This window comes from Lysinibacillus sp. G1-3, assembly GCF_056322905.1.
In genome coordinates this window covers 17,837-38,800 of the sequence record NZ_JBWHYQ010000012.1, presented here as the reverse complement: position 1 = coordinate 38,800, position 20,964 = coordinate 17,837, and the positions used below count along the sequence as shown (strand labels likewise).

Here is a 20,964-nt window from a genome sequence, read left to right as displayed (position 1 = left end):
CTACAACAATCTATTCCTTGTCCTATTCCAGTATGATAATAATCGATATAGAAATTAAATATTTGTTTAATATTGAACATATAAAATAAATTGAAACTTGAATCAGTATGGTTTTACGGGTAGTCCATGCGAGATAAATCGCGATGAAAATGAAGCGATATCGAACATAATAACCTCCGCTTACTAGCTATGTGAGCAAAAAAAGACATTTGGAATATAACTATTCCAAATGTCCTTCACCACATGCATAGACTCCCGATAGGCCAGTCTTGCAAATATTATATTATTTTAGTTATCTTTCTTTATTTGCGGATAATAAATAATCGAGTGCATTACGAGTTGTTATGTGCCGATTTCATCCCTAACTCAGCCCCATCTGAAACTGGCGCTCTTTTTATAGAAAAAATTGCACAGCCTAGAGCACATAAAACTAAAATGGCACCGAAGCCAGCTAGATGCTTAGCGGATCCTGTAACAGCAAACATAGCCCCACCAACAGCTGAACCAATAGATATACCGATTTGTAATGCAGCAGTATTTAAGCTTTGTTGAATATCAGACGTTTTTGGATCAGTTTCTATTAAATAATTTTGTAATGGAGGGGTAAGTGCCCAGCTAAGTGCACCCCATAAAACTGTCACGACTAAAAAGAGTGGAAAAGCAACAATTGTGTAAGGAATACTAAACAATACAACGGCAAATGTAGAGACAACAATTAGAATGGCTTTACCGGTACCAATTTTGTCACTCAGCCAACCACCAAGAGCATTCCCACTGACGGACGCTATTCCGAAGATTAGATAACAGATACTAATCCAAGAAGCACTCATATCAAATGCTTCTACTAAAAATGGTGTTAAATATGCATAGAGCATATAATGACCAGCAAGCATAAACAGTGTTGTTAATTGTGCACTTAAGATTTTTAAATTCGCTAATGATTTAATTTGAGTCTTTAATGGGACAATTTCTACAACTGGCATTTTTTCAAGCAATAACGCAATAAGCATCATAGATATAGTTGAAAGAAGTGCGATTCCTAAAAATATAGCTCTCCATCCAAATGCTTCCGAAACAAATATCCCAATTGGTACACCGATGACAAGTGCCGAACTGACGCCTATGAAAACAAGCCCTAACGCTTTTGCACGATGTCTTGGTTCAACAATTTTTGTTGCAATCGTTAAGGATAAGACGATGACCAATGCAGTACTCATCGCCGTGAAAATTCTAGCAATCATGACGATCAAGAATGTCGTACTAAAATACGTCATAAGATTACCTAAAGTAAAAATAAATAAAGAAATAAGATAAAGGCGCTTCCGTTCCACTTTTGCGGTTAATGATAAAAGGACAGGCGCAGATATCGCATAGACGAGAGCAAATATTGTAATTAATTGTCCCGCTGTTGATAAGGACACATTTAAATCTTTTGCAATTGTTGGTAATATACCACCTACAATTAATTCCACCAATCCTACCCCAAAGGTAGTAACGGCCAGAATGTAAACTCTCCAATTCATAATTATCACCCTTCTGTTCCACTTTCATTTTTGTAGGGAGATAAAAGAAAAAAATCCTGACTACAAAAATGAAGCACGATTTTTGTAGTCAGGATTTTATGGTTCCTGGTAGAGACCCTCAATCCATATTATTGAGGTTATACATATCAAATATTTACGTTAGCTATATTAGCATATTGAATTTTGCATGACAACATTTTTTTATTATTTCTTTCTTGTCATCCATAAACTTAGTTCACTATAGCACTCTCATTCATTGAAGTACAACCGCTTACCTACTAAAAAATCATATTAAAAGAAAGAAATTTCAGATTTTACTTATATTTTTTCAAGTTTGACCATACATACTAATATAACAGAACATTGTGAGGTGATTGTTTGCGTATAGTAGGTTTAGTATGCTATTTTTTATTGTTGTTTTATGGTGTGGAACCAGTAACAGAAGAACTCTCAATCAATCAACAAGCAATCAATTCTCCTAGTCTGAGCGAACAGCAAATCCCGATAAAAGAAACGGTTGAAAATTCAACAGTTTGTACCTATTATTCCACTTATAAAGTATGCAAAGATTTATCAGCGAAATAAAAAAAAGAGGCTACTCAACGAAGGGCACTGAAAAACTTATGTTTTCATAAAAGCGAACTTTTTTCAGATAAAAATAAGGCACTTCTTGTTCAATTTTGAACAGGAAGTGCCTTATTTCTGTCTCTATTCCTTATTCATTTTCGTTTAGTAGCTTTAATATCCGTTTCAAATTGACAGCGAATATCGTTGTAGCAACTTGAATTTCCATGCTAAATAGACCCGCAGCCGATGCCGTATCGTACCCGTGTCCGTTTTTTAATTCACTATTCTTCGCTTCTACTTTGTAGCGATTTACGGCTAATTGCTTAAATGCTTCCGTATTTTGAAATGCCTCTTGTTCGGCATGTGTATCCGACTTAATTGTGACAGAATATGTTTTACTTTTTGCGCCTTCTTTATAACAGCCCTTTCGACTCCTGCGGGAAAGCGAGACAGACGAGACCCCGCACGAAGCGAAGCGTAGGAGGGGGCTCGGCGCTCGCCCGCGGAAAGCGAGCGGAATGCTACGGGGAAAACAACAGTAGAGTCACAGTGCCAAATGAAAAAAGCGAGGTATTCAACGATTTAATCGTTGAATACTTCGCAATGTGAGAAGATATAGACTTTTTCAGTGCCCTCTACTCAACGTAGCCTCTTTTTCACTGCAAGTCCAGATTTAATTTACTTTGAACCAATATGGAAACGATTAAACGGATATATTGTTAATTTAGCTTCACCATAGACGGCATCTTTAGAAATTAAGCCATAATGGCGGCTATCAGAACTTCTTAAACGGTTGTCCCCGAGTACAAGATACTTACCCTCAGGTACCTTTTTCTCATTTACTAATTGCTCTAACGTAAAATTTTCTGTAATTCGTAATTGCTTCGGATCATCTGTTTGACGATTCACATAATCCTCTTTATAAGCTTTTCCATTTACATACAAAACATCGTCTTTCATTTCAACTGTATCACCTGGTAGGCCAACTACTCGTTTAATATATAGCTCATCCTCTGTTGGTGATTGAAAGACAATTTGATCAAAGCGTTCAATTTTACTCATTTTACTTACAATAATAATATCCTTATCATGATAAGTTGGGTACATAGAAGCCCCTTGTACTTTAATCGGTGCAAATAAAAATTGCTTACAGCCTAAAACAACTATAGCGGTAATTACAATAATTTTAAGATAGGATATTATATCCTGTTTGAAACTACTTGTTTTCTCTTCTTGCATGCTCATACCCCGATACTGTTTTTTTATAGTATAACATTTTCTACAGTATATGGACGAATTTTCACATAAATTGTTTCATGTTCATAAAAAATAGACAAAGCTATTTTATAACTTTGCCTAGATGCATTTTCAATTATGAGTGGTTACTTTACGTAGTAGTAGAGTGTTGCTGATTATTTAATAAGTCAACTGTTAAAACAATACCTACATGTAATGCAACTGCTAAAAAAAATGTACCTATAATCATCACAATCACTCCTTCAACCATTTCTAACACAATTATACATCAATTTTCTGATATTTCAAATAAATAAATCGATAAATTAATTATGTCTCGGCATAATTGCGTTCGGTATCGGCTTTGTGCTTAGGCCTGCGTGAAGAAGGGCACGATGTCGGTCATTTCGGTATGCCACAGGACATGGCGTTCTTAGACTAAGTACCTCTATTTCAGCGAATCTCTTTTGTACCGAAAGCGTAGCTGCAGGTACAGGTGTTTGGACACCCACTGAAAGTAGTTAAAATAAAAAAACCATTCAACTAGGCATGCACCCTACCTGAATGATTTTTTATGTTTCACATGAAAATTTTTAAGCACAATAGTTGTAGATGACGCATAGCTGAACTGAATGAATTTTTTTGAACTTTATGCTTAGGCACATAGCTTTGCATGCAATTGTTTACAGCTGTATACCTAAGCACCTGGGTCCTTCCATTCATGTATCTCCCTCCCCTCATTGTCAAAAAGTTTACAACTATCGTACTCAAATTGTTACTCTTTTATTGCAAATGCGCTTTTAATTCCGATTTTATTTTTTCTAGTTCGGTCTCTTTAGGGATGAAATACCATATGTTATCAATTCTTTTGCCATCTCCCTCTTTAAATGACAATTGCTCAAGATTACCATCCATATTTTTATAAATACTTTGTAATTGAATTAAATCCTTCATCGTAAAATTCATACGAACATTATCTCCTACTACATCAAGCATATCTGAAGCCTTTAATAATATAGAAGATTTCGATGAGGCTTTTTTCAAAACCGCTTCAATAATTTGTCGTTGGCGAATTTGACGACCGAAATCACCACGAGGATCTTCATAACGAATACGTGAGAAGATCAGTGCATTATCACCATCTAAAGTTATCTCACCCTTCGGATAATGATAAGAATCAAAGGTTAAGTCCATGTCATTCTCAATGGTCACCCCACCAATCGTGTCAATAATTTGCAGGAAGCCATCCATATTAACAAACACATAATAATCAATAGGTATATCTAAAAAATGCTCCACCGTATCGACTGCCATTGGGACACCTCCAAATGCATAGGCATGGTTGATTTTATCGACGGAATTATGTCCAATAATTTCAGTACGAGTGTCTCGAGGTATACTGAGCATCTTCATCGTTTGTTTTTCAGGGTTCACTGTAATGACAATCATCGTGTCAGAACGTCCACTGTCATCTTTTCGTTCATCCACTCCAAGCATTAACACGGAAAACGGGTCTTTTTTCGTAACTATTTTTTGTTCTTTACTTTCATCTGTTGTTTCAATTAATGGTGTATTTATTTTATTCATTGTTTTTTGGATAGTGTAATAAGCAGTACCTATAAAAATTAAAAAAATCGTTAATAAGCCACCTACTATCCAAAGCAAAATTTTCTTCTTGCTCTTTTTTTCTTTAGTGCGTTTTGTGTTTTTTTCCATACATAAGTCCTCTCTTGCAAAAATTTACCCTACTTTTTGACGTATTAAGTTGGAAAAAAGTTAATATAGTCTAATTATATGCATATCGGACGAAAAAAAGACGTACACTAATATTTACTAATAACACATAATATTACTTTATTTGTAAAATAAACTTCGATTATTTAATACCAGCTAACATTACGATAAAAGGACTTATATGATGCCACTTTGTTTTTTTAACTAGCACTCTTAATCACCTTCAACCTTTATTTATCAACAAGTGCAAAAACTCCATTTAAAAAAATGGTAACAATAGAACAATTAAACCAATACGATAGTTACAGATACAGAAACCCCGATGATAAAAAAATTCTAGCACTCATTTTGGGTGGATATAGTGTATTTAATTTAGGCTCGCACTTAAAATCTGAACATGTTGAAAAGAAGAAAAAAGAAAAATAAAAGCTCTAGCATTTTTTTAAACTAGAGCTTTTATTTTTCTTTTGACTGTATAAGATGACACCGCTTTAAAGCTAATTCTTACGTGAATTCACCTACATCAAGTGATGTCAATACTCAACCGTTTTAAACCCATTTTTAGTCAACTATATTGCACTGTTAATTTAAACAGAACAGCGACGCTTATTAAACAATCGCGCCATTTAATGGAATATCTATAATTTGACCTCCGTCCTAAAATCACTAAGTTCCTCTTTTACTAAATCTACCATGAGTATATTGATTCACAGTCTTTAATTTCGAAACTTAATCTTGTTTATAAATTGACTGCCTTTTATAAATTAAATGCAGCAATTAGAATATTCTTCTTCTCCATAGTGCCAATCCAATCCAAATAACAAAAATTAATGCTATTACCAGAGTAATGATCCAAGACACTGGATCTTTATCAGCAATAGGTAAGGTAACATTCATACCAAAGAAACTAAATACAAGTGTTGGAAGAGTTAAAAAAACTGTAAATAACGTAAGAGTTTTCATTGTATTATTCAATTCATTAGATATTAGTGAAGAATACGACCCTGTTATACTGTTCAAAATTCTTGTATATAATTCTGTGGTTTCAATTCCTTGATTATTTTCAATTATTACATCTTCTAGAAGCTCTTTATCATTTTCATAAAACTTTATTGAATTGATACGAAACAGTTTGGTTAAAACATCCCCATTAGCCTTTAATGATGTGAGAAAATAAACTAAACTCTTTTCAATCTCCATTAAATTATAGAGTTGCTTATTCGTTAATGAATCACGTAAATTATTCTCTATTTTAAGACGTTGTTTGTTGACCTGTTTTAATTTTTCAATAAACAGAGTTGAAATTGACATTAATATTTCTAAAACAAAACGACTCTTCATTGAAGTATTAACATTTTTCTTGATTAATTGTTCTAAAAAGTCGCTCGCTCGGTTACATACTGTAACAATGTAATCCGTTCCTAAAACTATTCCAATAGGAATGGTAATATATGAATCAAATTGATCGTTATTAACATCTATAGTCGGAAAATCAGTAATAATTAATGTATTTTTCGTTACTTCATCATACTGAATTCGAGCGCTTTCTTCTAAATCCAACGGGTCCTCTAAAAATTCAATTGGGATATCACAAAGTTGTGATACCTCAATAAGTTCTTCTTTCGAAGGAGCAATAAGATTTATCCAGCAACCCATCTCAATTTGAGCAATCTCATTTGTTTTTCTAGCAAAATCAGTTTTATATATTTTCAACATGTTTTTTCCATCCTTTCGATTTATTAACGATTGTTTTAGATAAAAATTTCTTCCTGTAAACTGAGATCGTTGCTAAATCGAAAACTGCCATGTACCTTTAATATGTTAAATAAGCATCTTTGAACATTACATGTTCTACATAATTTGGTAAATATAAACTAAAACAGGAGAACATGTTGAAGTACCGTAGATTTGCAGTCTCACTAAACAGAAAATTAATAGAAGATAAACATTTTTGACACCTTTCACTACTACTATCCAATGTAAATGTTCCCCCTTTCAAAATAAAAAACCCTCTAGATAAATTCCTAGAGAGTTAGATTAGCAAACTAAAAAATACTTTTCTTCTCCCCCACAGTAGAGCTTTGGCACTATACAACGTAAAGGAAAAATCCTTAGCTACCTTAAGAAAAGCCTTAATTCGACAGTTCCTGTTCTACCCATTGGCATCTTTCGATATTTCCGGGCAGTAGCCTATGTTTGTATAGGAGCCTCACCTAACGAGGATTTACTTTTAACTTTGAAATCATACACCTGCCATTAAGATTAGTCAACATTATATTTCTAGCCCTATAATTATTAGGCTATTAATGTGCTTTTATTTTAAAAATCCGAGTTTCCTTTTAATTGCCATTCAATTCAATGGCCGATTGTTGAACACAAGTTAAACAACACTCTTAAACTAACCTACTCCGTAATTCAATAAGAAAAAAAGAGCTGCCTACGCAACTCAATTGCAATAAATTCGCTGGGCTTTCCTTTTAACTCACAATTTGATCCACGATAAATGATAACCATTTTGGGTCGCTCTCAACAAGAAGCTGCAAGTTTGTACGTTCAAACTGAAGACGTTTTGCAATAAACGTCTTGGCATATTTTTTCATACTAGCTCCCGTCACAGTTTCTAACGAAATTGCTTGAATAAAATAATCTTTTGAAAAAGAATCAAGACGCGAGTAATACAGTGCTTGATCGACAAAATGATCAATTTTCCCTAGTTCGTCTTCTAACTTACCCATTAAAATATCTGCAGATTTACCACTACGCATCAATAACTGACTTGCAGCAATTGGTATTTTAACTTCGTGAATCCACGATTGATGTGTGAAAGAAATTGAAGGCAATATTTCGGGCAACTTTACATCACATTTAAAATGATTTTCAAATTCATTTACTGCTTTTTTCACAGATTTATATCTAGCTTTTGTGAACCCTTCCTCAAAAGAAGTTGGTGTGTCGTTTGGATTAGCATTTACTATTCCGTAATTCCACCCACAAATAAAAACCAATAGAGGAGGAATGATTTTATTCAATTTCATCACCCTAAATTATATTTAGGATTAGTGTGTCCTGTTCAGTTACATTAATTCCTTCATCAACTATCCTGCGCCGTTAATTGAATAACGGGTAGAAAAAATTACCAATACTATACTTTTATTAAATATACTCAAACTTTATCTTAAAACACAAATAAAAGCTGAACTAATATCAAAATTATTTCAGCTTAAAAAATAGCATATTATAATGTTGCTCATTTCTTGACTTTTAACAAATACATTGCTCTGACGCTTCCCTTTCGCTACAAAACATCTGCTGAAAGAAATTAAACTATATTGTTCAACATTTTTACATTTCATTTGCAATCTGTTTGACAATTTCATCAATAGTTGGGATAGCTGAAGTTTTATTGGCCTGTGTCAAAATACTAAAGATATACCACTTGCCACTCTTTCCTTTTACATAGCCACACAAAGCATATGTTCCAGAAATATAGCCTGTTTTAGCAGATACACTATAGCCCTTCATACGATTTTCTAAAGTCGCACCAACAAGGTTGCCCTTTCTTCCTGCATGCGGTAATGCATCTAAATATGAGGAATACCAGGATTTATTGCGAACGTTATATAATAATAGACTTACTTGCATACTGCTTACTCGATTTTGATGACTTAAACCTGAACCATCTTCAATATACCAATGCTCCATATTAAGCCCAATATCATTACCATACGACCGAATTGCTTTAATGCCAGCCGACCAGCTTCCTTCACCAAGTAACTTTCGCCCGAGTTGTTTAGTAAACATATCACCCATCCCATTAATGCTTAGCTTTAAATACATAAAGTTAATATCCTGTAATGGCTTTGAAAATGAAATAGCTACTTGTTGTGCATTCTCAGGTACCTTTCCAGTTTCAAGAGGCATTGTTTGGATACCTTTCGCTATTAATTTTTCTCGGAATACGTCAAGTGTATATAGCGTTGGATGATAGACAGCTACATTTGTACTTTCCTGTGAATCTGCTGGTAAGTTACCTGTTACAATGATTTGATCTGTACCGTATTCTCTTGTAATTTTCACTGTACTTTTCTCGTCCTTGTTCACAACTTTTGTTTTGTTGACTACCGGAATAGTACTTGCAAACGGAACAAGCTGGACATTACCCGTAGTACCAACCTTTGAGCCTGTCACTTTCACTTGCACAGTTGCAATATCATACTGATCATTTGGCGAAATCGTTAATGCCGAAATGCGCGAAGCATAAGATTGATCCTCTTCTTCAGGTACAATTCCCTTCGGTAAACGATCTGCATCAAACCAAGTATCATCCCCGATTAAGGAACCCGTAATTTTCGAAATACCCATCTTTTTCAGTTCATTTGAAAACGATTCTAAATGAACAGGTAAAAGCGTTGGATCTCCCCCGCCTTGTATATAAATATTACCGTGAAGAACACCATCTTCAATTGTACCATCGACATATGTCTTCGTAGCAAAGCGATAGTCAGGCCCTAATAAATCCAAAGCAGCAGCGCTAACTAAAAGCTTGAGCGAAGAAGCAGGGCGTATCATTTTATCTCCATTTCTATTGTAAAGTACTTCCCCAGTTTCTATATCTCGTACTGTTATACTATACTCATTGTTCTTCCAATTTCCAGCAATGACGCTATTCACTTTTGTTGTCATCGTTTGCTTTCGAGCTCTTTCCTTCACAAAAAAGGTGATTGGCAAACAACAAACCATTAAAATAATCATAAAAAAAATAATTTTCTTTTTCATAGACCCTCCAATTGGCAATTTTTACTTCAACACTTTATCCCACAGGAAAAATCAGCATTTTTCACAAAAAATAATATGTCAACTTTTTTATTCGACAAGAATAAACTGTAATAGCTAGCTAAATCATTTCGGGAAAGGAGTTGTTTATAAATGGGTGCTAAATGGATAAAGATTTCAGTCTTATATTTAGTGATTGTTTTGGCTTTTGGACTGTTTATGCATTATACAATTCAACTCGAATGGACGGCGACACACGCCCACATCGGTGTAGTAGGTTGGCTTACAACTGGTTTAATCGGTTTAATTTATTCAATATATAAAGATGCAGCCGAGACTGGACTGGCAAAAGCACAATTTTGGTTCTACAATCTCGGATTGCCGTTCCTCTTGGTCGGTATGATGATGGTTCATATAGATGTACCAAGCTGGTTATTTGAGCTCTTTGTATCTGGTGGCGGTATCTCAGTAGCAATTTCCGTACTGTTCTTTTTTGTCAATGTCTTTAAAAATGTAAAATCTTAAATAGAAAGCCTCACTTTTTCTCAAAGTGAGGCTTTCATCTTGTCGGAGTTTAAGTATTATTGCAATGAATTCGCCTGCATTTGATACATTTTTTCATAAATGCCACCTTGTACTAATAGCTCATCATGTGTGCCACGCTCGACAATCTTGCCTCGATCTAACACAAGAATACGATCGGCATTTTTAATAGTAGAAAGTCGGTGAGCGATAATAAATGTTGTACGTCCTTTTTTCAGTACATCCATCGCATGCTGAATAATCTCCTCTGTTTCCGTATCTATATTAGAAGTAGCCTCATCTAAAATTAAAATTGCCGGGTCAAAGGCAAGGGCACGCGCAAAGGAAATTAACTGACGTTGCCCGGATGACAATGTGCTCCCCTTCTCAATAACAGGCTCATCATAGCCATCTGGCAAGTTCGCTAAAACACGTTCTCCCCCAACAGCCTTTAATGACGCTTCTATTTTTTCTCGTGAAATTTTAGGGTTATTTAGGCTAACGTTCGAAGCAATAGTACCTGTAAATAAGTATGGATCCTGTAAAACAATACCCATATGTTCACGCATCGTTTGACGAGGAACCGAAGTGATGTCGATTCCATCAATCGTAATTTTCCCTAGAGATGGGTCATAGAAACGGAACAATAAGTTCATAATAGAGCTTTTCCCAGATCCTGTATGGCCTACTAAGGCAATTGTTTCACCTTGGTGTGCTTCAAATGATAAATTTTTCAATACGTAATCATCATTTTTATAGGCAAAGGAAACATCTTTGAATACCACATTTCCTTTATATCGAGGCATACTTTTTTCAGCTACTGGCTCCCCGTTCGTATCTAACACTTCAAAGACACGCTTCCCTGCAACGAGTGAGCGCTCAAGCTGAGAAAATTGATTGACGATATTCGTGATTGGATTAAATAATCTCGTTAAATAATCGACAAAGGCATATAGTGTCCCCGCAGAAATAACTTCCGTGGCCGTAAATGACTGTGTACTAAAGTAGAAAATAAAGACCGTAAACATAATTAGTCTTAATGTATTAACAAGGTTGAAAGACGTTGCAGAATCAAGGAAAAGTAGCTTGCGTTCATATGCATAATGCTCATTATTCATATCATCAAATTCCTTCGTCATTTGCTGCTCACGACGGAATGCTTGAATAATTGTCATTCCTTGAATCGATTCATTAATCATTGCGTTAATATCGGCAATTTTCGTTCTGATGACATCATTATATTTCGAGGCCACTTTACGGTATAAAATCATCCAAAAATAAACGACTGGTATCATTGTCAATGCTAACAATGCCATTTTCCAATTTAAAATGAAGAGTGCGATATAAACACCCACAATAGAAATAAAACTCGTAACGAAGTTTGACAGTACTTGAACGTATAAATTACGAACAGCCTCGGTATCATTCGTTACACGGGCTACAATTTTCCCTGCTGGTAAATTATCGAAGTATTGAATTGGCAATGTTTGAATATGCTCAAATACATCCTTACGTAATTTTTGTACAACACGGTTGGCACCCATTTGTAAATAAATATACATAAAATAGCGTAAAACAGCTGTAGCTATTGCTAAAAGTAAGTAGACAAGTAATAACCAAGTAATTGGTTTTAATTCAATGTGACCAATTGTCATGTAATTATCAATAATATGCTTTGCAATAAACGGCCCAACAAGCTCCGTAAAGACGGCGATTGTTAAGAAAAATAATCCTAGTAGAATCGTCTTTTTAAAATACATTGCATAGCGTGTTAAACGTTGACTTGTACTCATGAGGCACCTCCTTCAAGCTGCTGACGGTCAAATTGCTCTTTATACCATCCTTGTTGTGAAAGAAGCTGCTCATGTGTTCCCTGCTCTACAATTTGGCCTTCATCTAGCACGATAATTAAATCGGCATGTTGAATTCCTGATAAACGATGCGTAGTAATAATCGTCGTTTTATCTTGTCGTTCTCGCTGTATATTTTCAATAATTCTTGCCTCCGTCTTGGCGTCTACAGCAGAAAGCGAGTCATCAAGCATTAAAATTTCAGGGTCTTTAATAAGAGCACGCGCAATGGAAACACGTTGCTTTTGACCACCTGAAAGAGATACACCCTTTTCACCAACAAGTGTCTCAAGGCCCATTGGTAAATTTTTTAAATCTTTTTCAAAGTATGCAGAACGAATCGCCTGATGCAATTCAGACTGTGTAGCATCTTCTTTCCCAAATAAAATATTTTCACGAATAGTACGTGAGAATAGAACATGATCTTGTGGAACATAACCAATCCAATCGAGTAACTGTTCCTTCGTTTGTGCAGCAATATCTACTCCATCAATCGATAGCTGTCCCTCGCCGATTGGATACTCACGTAATAATTGTCGCAGGAAAGTCGTTTTTCCCGCTCCCGTTTTACCAACAATCCCAAGTGTTTGCCCCTTTTTCAACGACAAAGAAATTCGCTGAAGGTTTTTCACCTGACTCAGTGGATATTGAAAAGTTAAATCATCAAAGCCAATCGCATTCGGTGTCGCAATTGTTTGTGGATTTGCAATATTTCGAACATCCGCCTCATAGTTTAGTGTTTCCTGTACGCGATCAAGAGAGGCGTTACCTTGCTGCATCACGTTTATAAGTTCCCCAATTGCAAATATTGGCCAAACTGCTAGCCCTAAGTAAACATTGAACGTTACAAGTTGCCCAACTGTCATAGCCTCAATTGCTACTAAATGAGCACCGTAGCCAAGCGCTACAACATAACTAATCCCAGTACCGACCTTTGTAATCGGTCCAAATAAGGCATTAATTTTTGCGGTATGCATATTTTTTTCATACACGATCTCGCTCATCTCTGCAAAATTTGCTTCGTCCTTTTTTTCTTGTACGTATGCCCGTACAACTCGCACACCTGCAACCGACTCTAGAACACTATCATTCAGTTCACCAAAAGCATCCTGCGCCTTCATATAGCGTTCATGCACTATTTTCCCTAAATATTGAATAAGGATGGCCATGATCGGTACTGGCAGCATTGCAAAAAAAGTAAGTTTCCACGAAATCATATAACCCATGGCAAAAATAATAAAGCCCATGTAGATGGTAGAATCGATCAATGTCATAATCCCAAACCCAGCAGTCATCGACACTGCGTTTAAATCATTCGTCGCACGGGCCATTAAATCACCGGTACGATTTTTTTCATAAAACGTTGGTGTCATGCGCAAAAAATGCTGCATAAGGTTTCGACGCAAAATTTTCTCTAGGTTAATAGCCCCTTCAAATAGTCTGAATTGCCACACAAAATTAAGGGTATACCCCCCAATAATGATACATACGAAAATCAAAATATACTTCGTTAAAAGAGCTGGCGTCATTTCACCAGCAGTCAATAAATCGATAATTGACCCTAGCAAATACGGTGGAACAACTTCTAAGCCACTCGCGATCATTAATAACACAACAGCTATTGTATATTGCTTCCAATACTCCTTAAAAAACCAGCTTAATTTACTTAAAACATCAAACATACGTTATAACCTTCTTTCTCTAGTGCTGTTAAAGCTTTGCTACCCACTATCCAGAAATACCTTGATGAAAATCATTCTTTGTACTTCGTTTAGCATACACATACACTCCTTCTTCATGTTCACTACAACCCTTTTTTGCAACAAAAAAGACACATACCCAAAAAAAGAGCATGTGTCTCTTAATAAAAGGCAAGGAGTAACCCATGCCTTTTATTGCAATGTAAAATAAAATGTTAGAAGACATGGACAATGTATGCAGTTGTTATTTGAAATGATACTGATAAAATTAACATCGTCATGCCCTCCTTTACTTAAGTTTGTTATAGTGTTCTTGAAGATTATCACATCTTAGAAATATTTGTCAACTAACTCACTGTTATTTTTTACGTTTTTCAGGAAATAATTAGCGCTTTAAAGCAATGAATTAAGCGAGACCAACTAACTTTGTTTATTTATCACCTAACTTTTAAACTTTATCGCTTCAAGAGGTCAAAATTATGTGGTTTTAACTCTTTTTAGTATATTTGATTCCATATAACTATAGAAATATATCTAAATGGATTCTCTCATGATACACTTTTCAATATAGACATTTTAGTAAGGAGTCTTTACTTTGAAATCATTTTTAGCTGTTGGGATCGGCGGGTTTTTGGGTGCCATCTGTCGATTTAACCTTGGTCAAGCATTTCAAAATACAGGTGGTTTTCCAATTGCAACACTTTGTATGAACTTAATTGGCTGCTTTTGTTTAGCGTGGCTATTTACTATGTTTACAAAGCGTACGCCTATTATTTTAGGAATTGGCACTGGTTTTTTAGGTGCCTTTACAACCTTTTCGACCTTTTCTTTAGAAACGCTATTACTTTTGCAAGATAGTAAGTGGCTACTAGCTATTCTTTATATTTTAGTAAGTGTTTTTGGCGGTTTAGCATGTGCATGGCTAGGATTTAGACTTGCGAAGGGGCGCAGCGTATGATAGTTATTGGTATTGGTGGGTTTTTGGGGGCATTAACGAGATTTTATCTTGGAAAATTGATTGCTCATACATACCCATGGGCAACATTTTTCATTAATATAACAGGTTCTTTTGCACTGGGCCTTCTATTTGCAATACAGCCAAGTGATTGGATTTGGCAGTTTATTGGGCTTGGTTTTTTAGGAGCCTATACGACATTTTCAACATTTGGTTTTGAATGTTTGCAGCTCTTGGAACAGAAAAAATGGAAGCAAGTGATTATATATATATGCACTACTGTTTTATTCGGTTTACTTTTCGCTACACTTGGCTTTTTCCTTGTGTAGCAGCATTTATGACATACTAGAGGTGATTTTTTGACACAGCCATCTATTGAACAATTACAAGCGCTCGAAGCTGAAATTGAACAAACATTATATTCTTTAATCGACTTAGAACTAGAAGAAAACTTTCCAGAAATGAATACCCGCTTTGCACAATTACTTGCAAAGGTCCAGGATGCTCAGTTAATTGATTATAAACTTGACGTCCTCGTTGATCCTCAAACATTAGCAACTGAAACATCCACTCTTCTACAAAGTTTAATAGAGGCGAAAGCTAGACCACAAAAAAGACAACGACTACTAACACACCGTATGATTTTAAAAATATGGCTACGTAAAAATCAACGCTTTATGACCGAATTTTTACCACAAATGTTTTAGGCGCCTCTTGATGTCTCAAGGGCGCCTCCTTTTAAAGTGGCAATTGCTGCAACACTTCTTTTACTTTTCCTTCAATTGTTAAATCAAATTGTACTGCATGGTGCGCAATATCTAAATTAATATAAGCAGTTTTTCCTTTTGTCATCATTGGAAGTTGATTGACAGGATACACTTCAAGGCTCGTGCCGATAACAAGAACAAGCTCCGCTGCTCTGATTGCTTCCATTGCATTGTTCCAGCTCACTTGCGGTAAGTTTTCTCCAAAAAGCACTACATTAGGGCGTAGTTTACCACCACAATGTACACAACTCTCTTTGTGTAAGAAACTTTCAATTGGAGCAGCTTTCTCGCAGCGATGACAACGAATGGAGCGTATCGAACCATGTAACTCCTCTACCATTTGACTTCCTGCTAGCTGATGAAAACCATCAACATTTTGCGTAGCAACTAACGATACAATCCCTCGCTTTTCCCAATCAGCTAAAATTTGATGGCCTTCATGCGGTGCTACCTTTTCCAAATTTTCTATGCGCATTTTATAAAACTCATGAAACAATGAATAATTTTGTGCCAATGCTTCTGTAGTAGCTACTGTTCGAGGATCAATATTTTTCCACCAGCCAGATGTCGATCGAAAATCTGGAACTCCACTTTCGGTTGACATACCTGCACCCGTTAAAATGACCGTGCTGTTTGATGATTGTAACCACTCACTTAAAAGTTCAATTGTCATATTTTCCTCCCCCCATCCTTGGCATCACCATAAGATGTATAGGTCATTGTATGGACTTTCATTTTCACAAAAAACACGATAACTTAATACTTCGACAACAGATCAGTTTTTCCTGTAGTTCAGTGTAGCTATTTCTCCCCTGCTTTCCGTCGACGCTATTTCTATCCGTCACCTTGAGGTTTCTTTCCGTCGGTGCCCGAGTTCTTTCCGTCGCTCCGAGACTTCTTTCCTTCGTTGAGACCTTGCTTTCCGTCGTTCTGAGATTCCTATACGGCGGCCATAAAAAAACAGCTGAAAAGCATCAGCTGTTCTTACTTTATATATGCTTCGATTTTAATCGTAGGTTTTTCCACATATGATAGTAAACTCCACCAGAGGTCATGAGCGCTGGGACAGTAAATATAATGGAATATGTAAATCCTTGCTCTGCAATATGTTGAATTGTCCCAGAGGCAAATATCATAAATATCCACAAGACCAAAGTGATAGCAAGAGCAATTGATGCTACTAGATTTACAGACTTTGCAAGACGAACTAATTTATCAATAGAAGACTCTGCATCACTATAAATAGGTGTCGTTTCTGGAGCTGCTTTAAAAATATGCATGTTAGCGCTTGAGCATACATGCGTCCAGCCACCGTAAGCAAATAGTGTAAAATACTCCTCTTCTTCATCTTTCCGTAATTTACGATAATCAATACTAAAAACAGCTTCTTCTGGCTCACCCTTTTCTAGCCCGTAGCCAGCAAATCGAAATCTTTTTAAATGCCAGCCCTTCGCCGCTTTTTCGCTTATTTTTTTCATATCGCGTGCCTCAGAAAAAGCTAAACCAATTGATGGCATATATCTCTTATTTCGCACTATTTTTCCCCCTTTGTAATCCCTGCTCTGCCAAATGAATCATAGTCTTTCTTCGTTCAATATCTTCGAGCAATATTTTACGACCTTTATCCGTTAAGACATAGACCTTTCTACGAGAATCTGAATCATCGTGTAGCTGAATAAGCTGTTCAGCTACTAGTTTTTTTATAATTGTATAAAGGGATGCTGGACCAACTACGAAAGTACCCTTTGTCGTTTCCTCAATTAAACTCATGACCGCATAGCCATGTCTCGGCTCAGTTAAGGCAGCCATAATATAAAAAACAGAATCTGTTAACTGCTCTAATGATTTCATTATTACACCTCCAATATATCAAAAAGTGATATATCGTAAAATAATATATCATTTTTTGATATATTGAGCAACCTTGATCCAAAATAAAAAAATCCCCGCAAGCCATTACTTGGAGGGGATAAATAATACATGCTTTTTAATTTTTACCGAACGGGGCGATTCCACCGTAGATGATATCTGAACATTACTTTTTTCGTGTTCTTATCTAACAATAGAAACTCATCTCCTGCTTGAATCGCATAATAGTTCTCTAATGTACGAACACCCGGATTTTTTTGCTCAGTATTCACAACACCTATATTTTCTTCCCACAAAATGTGATGGTTTTTCATATCATAAAGTAATACAATACGGTCTGCACTTTCTCGCTTCGTTTGTCGATAGGATACAATGGCTGTTCGTTGTTGCAGATCCACATCTAATACAGCCGGCTCTAGATTCTTGTATGTTTGAATAGCAGGTTCAGCCAATACATGACTACTAAATTCTCGAACTTCTTCGTAATCCTCTAGCGGTTGATTATGCGAAGCAAAATAACCTGGAATATCGGATTCTATGAAAAACTTTGTAGAAAGATATTTTTCTGCTTTATTATCTTCCATTAATTTGTTGCCATCAAAGCGATAAAATTTCCCATCGACACCCTCTAAATAAAGATTATTTTGCAACAAGACTATGGTATGCGAACCATTATTTAAAACATCTATTAATTGTTTGTGTTTTTTCGCAAATTCCTTTTTAGATAGTTTTTCATTTCCCGTGTGTATATCTAATAATGAAAGATTCCCGTACTCACCGTCACGATGATGAATAAGAAGTCCTCCCATGAAATGGCCAATTAGTGCCTCTTTACTTGAAGAATATTTGGACCACTGTTTTTCACCTGTTTGCAAATTAATTGCTACTAGTTGATGATGTGAAATAATTTGAGTAATCCCATTAGTTGTACCGTTATTTTCAGATCCTTCAACCATTTGGACGGCAATTTTCTGTGCATCATCTGTATAAATAGGAGACTCGGAATTGATTGGGAAGCTTCGACCAGCTAAGCCAAAAACAATCATCAAAAGATTACCCAAAAAAGTATAAAGGATAAAAGTTATGACAAACGCAGCTTTTAGTCGGCGTTTAAACAAAACATACAATACAAATAAAAGTCCAACGCCAATGATAACGCCTAAAAAGATATCGTGGACTAGCCAACCATTAAAACGCCACGAATCAATATATCGTTGAAAAAAATTGTCCAATTCTCCTCCTCCTCAATTAATTCCTTCTATACTTGAAATAATAGTATTGAAGTTCCCTGCCTTTAATTACATTATAAAAGAATAATCTTTTATGACCTTACAAATTTCCACATTATATTGCTTATACCATTTTTCTTTTCCAAATTGCTGTGCAACTAAGTGTTTTGAATTTTCTTTCCATGCTTGAATAGCCTCTAGTGATTCCCAATACGATACAGTAATCCCCTTCCCTTCGGTATTTCTAGCACTTTCTATACGAAGAAAACCTGGCTGTTTTTGTGCTAATTCATCCATAACTTCTGCCATATTCGCATAGCCTTCTCCATCCTCGTCTGTCCGTTGGGATGTAAAAATAACAGCATAATATGTTTTCATAATTATTTACTCCTTCCTAAATATGTATTATTGTAAACGATAAATACTTTTATGAATATCGAAATGTGGAATGCAGAAAGGATCGTGACGAATGAGTATTAATCCAAACATGGCTGAAATTGGTTCTCTTCTTGGAGAAACTTCAAGAGCTACGATGCTTGCTAGTATGATGGATGGTCGTTTTCATACTGCCAGTGAATTAGCCTATATGGCTGCTATTAAACCTCAGACTGCTAGTTTTCATCTCGCTAAGTTAGTAGAAGGTAAACTTGTTAAAGTAGAGAAACAAGGTCGTCATCGATATTTTCAATTAGCCGGCGAAGAAATTGCACAATTACTAGAATCCTTCCTAGCGATTTCTCCACCACCTGAAGTACGCTCTTTAAAACAATCAAGTCAAATGAAATTACTACAGGATGCAAGAACTTGCTATGACCATCTAGCTGGTAAACTAGGCGTTCAATTAACAGAATCATTGCTTAACGCTGGTTTTCTAAAACTAGAAGAAAAACAGTTTCTCATAACAGCTGAAGGCGCACAATTTTTTACGGATTTCGGTCTTGATTTAGATGATTTAAAAAGAAAGCGTCGATCATTTTCCCATGCATGTTTAGATTGGAGTGAACGACGTTATCATCTAGCTGGCGCACTTGGTGAAGGAATGCTGACACATTTTTTAAGCTTGGGATGGGTGACTCGTGTCCCAGCTATTCGTGCCATTAAAGTGACTGAAAAAGGACGAGCAGGCTTTAAAGAAGTTTTTAAATTTGAAATTTAAAATGGTCTATCTTCTTTCGCGGGAAGGCTAACATTCAAAGTCTCACCGCGAATATTTTTATTAGATTTAGCTGCAAAATTACGGTTCACTAAATAGATACCAGCAATAATAAACAGCCCTCCGACAACTAACGATAGTTTTAAAGGTTCATCTAATAGTACCCAACCTGTTAACACACCGAAAAAAGGAGCTAAAAACAAAAAGGCACTCGTTTTTCCAGGGTCACTGTTTTGCAAAAGATAATACCAGCCCGCAAATTGAACAATTGACGAGAAAACACTGAGCCAAAATAAAATAAATAAAGAATGAACATTTACAGTAAAAAATGGTTGTTCTAACACGAAGCTCGCAATAAAAGTAATATACCACCAAAAAGCATTTGATAGGCTGATAGCACCCATGTATCAAATAACACACCCCATTTTTTTGCTAGTAGTGTCGCAATGGCCCAAAATACGGCCGAAAGAATGCCGAAAATAATTCCAATTTTAATTTCAACTTGTGCGCCCATTGTAATCATAACACCAATAATCCCCAACAAAACACCACACCATTGATACAATCGGTAACGCACCTTCATAAATATAGTAGCAAATATGACTACAAGCAAAGGATTCGTAAATGTTAAAATAGAGGATTCACTCGCCGTAATTGTACGTAAGCTTAAAAAAATACAGCCCATTACACCAGCAGTTTGAAATGCCCCTATAGTTAGAATTTTAAACCAGCCTTCTTTCGAAGTCGGATGAGGCCTTTTTAAAGCGATTACGATGACACCCATTATCATCCCTGCTAGTATAAAGCGGAGTGCAGCCAATAACAGTGGAGATGCGTACGGCAACCCCAATTTGACAATGGCAAATGAAGACCCCATTAGAAATGTTGTCAAAACTAATAATGCTATGAATTTATAAATATTCATTGTTGTCCTCCTATTTCTATGATTATTGATCATCACTAAAAGTCTGGGATGACATATATAAAAACGGAAATCAAACCCACGTTATTGTGATAATCTTTGTTTAAGGACATTATAGACAGGAAAAACTTCAACTCTTATCGAAGTATGGAATACATAAGTTT

The 20,964-nt window shown here is 35.7% G+C and carries 20 protein-coding genes, 2 pseudogenes and 2 riboswitches; of the genes and pseudogenes, 6 read left to right on the top strand and 16 right to left on the bottom strand.

Annotation, left to right across the window (positions count from 1 at the left end; translation table 11 throughout):
* Window positions 1-332: 332 nt before the first annotated feature.
* Complete coding sequence (locus tag ACVYAD_RS14125; RefSeq protein WP_476426870.1) at window positions 333-1,523, bottom strand: MFS transporter; 1,191 nt, start codon at window positions 1,521-1,523, stop codon at window positions 333-335.
* A 65-nt stretch (window positions 1,524-1,588) separates the two neighbouring features.
* Window positions 1,589-1,688: riboswitch (purine riboswitch) on the bottom strand.
* 213 nt (window positions 1,689-1,901) lie between these two features.
* Here ACVYAD_RS14125 and ACVYAD_RS14120 point away from each other — a divergent pair.
* Window positions 1,902-2,108, top strand: a complete 207-nt coding sequence (locus ACVYAD_RS14120) for a hypothetical protein (RefSeq protein WP_386830288.1) — start codon at window positions 1,902-1,904, stop codon at window positions 2,106-2,108.
* A 130-nt stretch (window positions 2,109-2,238) separates the two neighbouring features.
* Here the strand turns inward: ACVYAD_RS14120 and ACVYAD_RS14115 are convergent.
* The 7 genes and pseudogenes from ACVYAD_RS14115 to dacB form a co-directional block, all read right to left on the bottom strand.
* Window positions 2,239-2,520 (bottom strand): annotated as a pseudogene (locus tag ACVYAD_RS14115) (transposase); the annotation flags it as partial.
* 248 nt (window positions 2,521-2,768) lie between these two features.
* Window positions 2,769-3,329, bottom strand: coding sequence for a signal peptidase I (lepB, locus tag ACVYAD_RS14110; RefSeq protein ID WP_197143477.1), 561 nt, complete (start codon window positions 3,327-3,329; stop codon window positions 2,769-2,771).
* A gap of 148 nt (window positions 3,330-3,477) precedes the next feature.
* Window positions 3,478-3,576, bottom strand: a complete 99-nt coding sequence (locus ACVYAD_RS14105; protein WP_476426869.1) for a transcriptional regulator — start codon at window positions 3,574-3,576, stop codon at window positions 3,478-3,480.
* A gap of 533 nt (window positions 3,577-4,109) precedes the next feature.
* A complete protein-coding gene (locus ACVYAD_RS14100) occupies window positions 4,110-5,042 on the bottom strand; it encodes an LCP family glycopolymer transferase (protein ID WP_349658261.1) in 933 nt (310 codons plus the stop codon).
* Window positions 5,043-5,837: 795 nt separating this feature from the next.
* Window positions 5,838-6,776 (bottom strand): magnesium transporter CorA family protein, encoded by a 939-nt coding sequence (locus ACVYAD_RS14095; protein ID WP_476426868.1) that lies wholly within the window; start codon window positions 6,774-6,776, stop codon window positions 5,838-5,840.
* Between the two features lie 343 nt (window positions 6,777-7,119).
* A riboswitch (M-box (ykoK) riboswitch) is annotated at window positions 7,120-7,288 on the bottom strand.
* 249 nt (window positions 7,289-7,537) lie between these two features.
* Window positions 7,538-8,089, bottom strand: a complete 552-nt coding sequence (locus ACVYAD_RS14090; RefSeq protein ID WP_476426867.1) for a hypothetical protein — start codon at window positions 8,087-8,089, stop codon at window positions 7,538-7,540.
* 313 nt (window positions 8,090-8,402) lie between these two features.
* Window positions 8,403-9,836: a D-alanyl-D-alanine carboxypeptidase/D-alanyl-D-alanine endopeptidase gene (dacB, locus tag ACVYAD_RS14085; RefSeq protein ID WP_476426866.1), complete on the bottom strand. Its 1,434-nt coding sequence runs from the start codon at window positions 9,834-9,836 to the stop codon at window positions 8,403-8,405.
* Between the two features lie 150 nt (window positions 9,837-9,986).
* On the opposite strand from dacB, the gene ACVYAD_RS14080 reads away from it, so the two are divergent.
* Entirely contained in the window at window positions 9,987-10,358 is a 372-nt protein-coding gene (locus ACVYAD_RS14080) for a hypothetical protein (RefSeq protein WP_476426865.1), read from the top strand.
* A gap of 56 nt (window positions 10,359-10,414) precedes the next feature.
* On the opposite strand, the gene ACVYAD_RS14075 is transcribed toward ACVYAD_RS14080, so the two are convergent.
* Together ACVYAD_RS14075 and ACVYAD_RS14070 are read right to left on the bottom strand one after the other, a co-directional pair.
* Window positions 10,415-12,148, bottom strand: a complete 1,734-nt coding sequence (locus ACVYAD_RS14075; protein WP_476426864.1) for an ABC transporter ATP-binding protein — start codon at window positions 12,146-12,148, stop codon at window positions 10,415-10,417.
* Complete coding sequence (locus ACVYAD_RS14070; RefSeq protein ID WP_386830295.1) at window positions 12,145-13,887, bottom strand: ABC transporter ATP-binding protein; 1,743 nt, start codon at window positions 13,885-13,887, stop codon at window positions 12,145-12,147. The genes ACVYAD_RS14075 and ACVYAD_RS14070 overlap by 4 nt, the downstream gene beginning before the upstream one ends.
* Before the next feature lie 613 nt (window positions 13,888-14,500).
* Here ACVYAD_RS14070 and crcB (ACVYAD_RS14065) point away from each other — a divergent pair.
* From crcB (ACVYAD_RS14065) to ACVYAD_RS14055, 3 genes are read left to right on the top strand one after another with little or no spacing between them, the layout of a single operon-like run.
* Window positions 14,501-14,863, top strand: a complete 363-nt coding sequence (gene crcB / locus ACVYAD_RS14065) for a fluoride efflux transporter CrcB (RefSeq protein WP_476426863.1) — start codon at window positions 14,501-14,503, stop codon at window positions 14,861-14,863.
* The gene (crcB, locus tag ACVYAD_RS14060) at window positions 14,860-15,189 is read left to right on the top strand and encodes a fluoride efflux transporter CrcB (protein ID WP_476426862.1); all 330 of its coding nucleotides are present in this window, start codon (window positions 14,860-14,862) and stop codon (window positions 15,187-15,189) included. Before crcB (ACVYAD_RS14065) ends, crcB (ACVYAD_RS14060) begins: the two co-directional genes overlap by 4 nt.
* 30 nt (window positions 15,190-15,219) lie before the next feature.
* A complete protein-coding gene (locus ACVYAD_RS14055) occupies window positions 15,220-15,567 on the top strand; it encodes a hypothetical protein (protein ID WP_476426861.1) in 348 nt (115 codons plus the stop codon).
* A gap of 31 nt (window positions 15,568-15,598) precedes the next feature.
* Here ACVYAD_RS14055 and ACVYAD_RS14050 read toward each other — a convergent pair whose 3' ends face one another.
* The 5 genes from ACVYAD_RS14050 to ACVYAD_RS14030 form a co-directional block, all read right to left on the bottom strand.
* Window positions 15,599-16,300, bottom strand: a complete 702-nt coding sequence (locus ACVYAD_RS14050) for an SIR2 family NAD-dependent protein deacylase (RefSeq protein ID WP_476426860.1) — start codon at window positions 16,298-16,300, stop codon at window positions 15,599-15,601.
* Between the two features lie 316 nt (window positions 16,301-16,616).
* Window positions 16,617-17,162, bottom strand: a complete 546-nt coding sequence (locus ACVYAD_RS14045; RefSeq protein WP_476426859.1) for a DUF2812 domain-containing protein — start codon at window positions 17,160-17,162, stop codon at window positions 16,617-16,619.
* A complete protein-coding gene (locus tag ACVYAD_RS14040; protein WP_349658273.1) occupies window positions 17,152-17,478 on the bottom strand; it encodes a PadR family transcriptional regulator in 327 nt (108 codons plus the stop codon). The genes ACVYAD_RS14045 and ACVYAD_RS14040 overlap by 11 nt, the downstream gene beginning before the upstream one ends.
* A 143-nt stretch (window positions 17,479-17,621) precedes the next feature.
* A complete protein-coding gene (locus ACVYAD_RS14035) occupies window positions 17,622-18,728 on the bottom strand; it encodes a PA2928 family protein (RefSeq protein ID WP_476426858.1) in 1,107 nt (368 codons plus the stop codon).
* Between the two features lie 66 nt (window positions 18,729-18,794).
* Complete coding sequence (locus tag ACVYAD_RS14030; RefSeq protein ID WP_476426857.1) at window positions 18,795-19,103, bottom strand: antibiotic biosynthesis monooxygenase family protein; 309 nt, start codon at window positions 19,101-19,103, stop codon at window positions 18,795-18,797.
* 91 nt (window positions 19,104-19,194) lie between these two features.
* Between ACVYAD_RS14030 and ACVYAD_RS14025 the strand changes: the two genes are divergently transcribed.
* Entirely contained in the window at window positions 19,195-19,881 is a 687-nt protein-coding gene (locus tag ACVYAD_RS14025; protein ID WP_349658277.1) for an ArsR/SmtB family transcription factor, read from the top strand.
* Here the strand turns inward: ACVYAD_RS14025 and ACVYAD_RS14020 are convergent.
* Window positions 19,878-20,803, bottom strand: a pseudogene (locus ACVYAD_RS14020) (DMT family transporter). The gene ACVYAD_RS14025 and the pseudogene ACVYAD_RS14020 sit on opposite strands and share 4 nt — an antisense overlap.
* Between the last annotated feature and the right edge of the window lie 161 nt (window positions 20,804-20,964).

Excerpts from the sequence above, each read along its gene's own strand:
- ACVYAD_RS14095 (WP_476426868.1), bottom strand. The coding sequence starts at position 6,776 with ATGTTGAAAATATATAAAACTGATTTTGCTAGAAAAACAAATGAGATT.
- lepB (WP_197143477.1), bottom strand. The coding sequence starts at position 3,329 with ATGCAAGAAGAGAAAACAAGTAGTTTCAAACAGGATATAATATCCTAT.
- ACVYAD_RS14070 (WP_386830295.1), bottom strand. The coding sequence starts at position 13,887 with ATGTTTGATGTTTTAAGTAAATTAAGCTGGTTTTTTAAGGAGTATTGG.
- ACVYAD_RS14100 (WP_349658261.1), bottom strand. The coding sequence starts at position 5,042 with ATGGAAAAAAACACAAAACGCACTAAAGAAAAAAAGAGCAAGAAGAAA.
- ACVYAD_RS14075 (WP_476426864.1), bottom strand. The coding sequence starts at position 12,148 with ATGAGTACAAGTCAACGTTTAACACGCTATGCAATGTATTTTAAAAAG.
- ACVYAD_RS14030 (WP_476426857.1), bottom strand. The coding sequence starts at position 19,103 with ATGAAAACATATTATGCTGTTATTTTTACATCCCAACGGACAGACGAG.
- dacB (WP_476426866.1), bottom strand. The coding sequence starts at position 9,836 with ATGAAAAAGAAAATTATTTTTTTTATGATTATTTTAATGGTTTGTTGT.
- ACVYAD_RS14050 (WP_476426860.1), bottom strand. The coding sequence starts at position 16,300 with ATGACAATTGAACTTTTAAGTGAGTGGTTACAATCATCAAACAGCACG.
- crcB (WP_476426862.1), top strand. The coding sequence starts at position 14,860 with ATGATAGTTATTGGTATTGGTGGGTTTTTGGGGGCATTAACGAGATTT.
- ACVYAD_RS14040 (WP_349658273.1), bottom strand. The coding sequence starts at position 17,478 with ATGAAATCATTAGAGCAGTTAACAGATTCTGTTTTTTATATTATGGCT.
- ACVYAD_RS14125 (WP_476426870.1), bottom strand. The coding sequence starts at position 1,523 with ATGAATTGGAGAGTTTACATTCTGGCCGTTACTACCTTTGGGGTAGGA.
- ACVYAD_RS14025 (WP_349658277.1), top strand. The coding sequence starts at position 19,195 with ATGAGTATTAATCCAAACATGGCTGAAATTGGTTCTCTTCTTGGAGAA.
- ACVYAD_RS14080 (WP_476426865.1), top strand. The coding sequence starts at position 9,987 with ATGGGTGCTAAATGGATAAAGATTTCAGTCTTATATTTAGTGATTGTT.
- ACVYAD_RS14105 (WP_476426869.1), bottom strand. The coding sequence starts at position 3,576 with ATGATTATAGGTACATTTTTTTTAGCAGTTGCATTACATGTAGGTATT.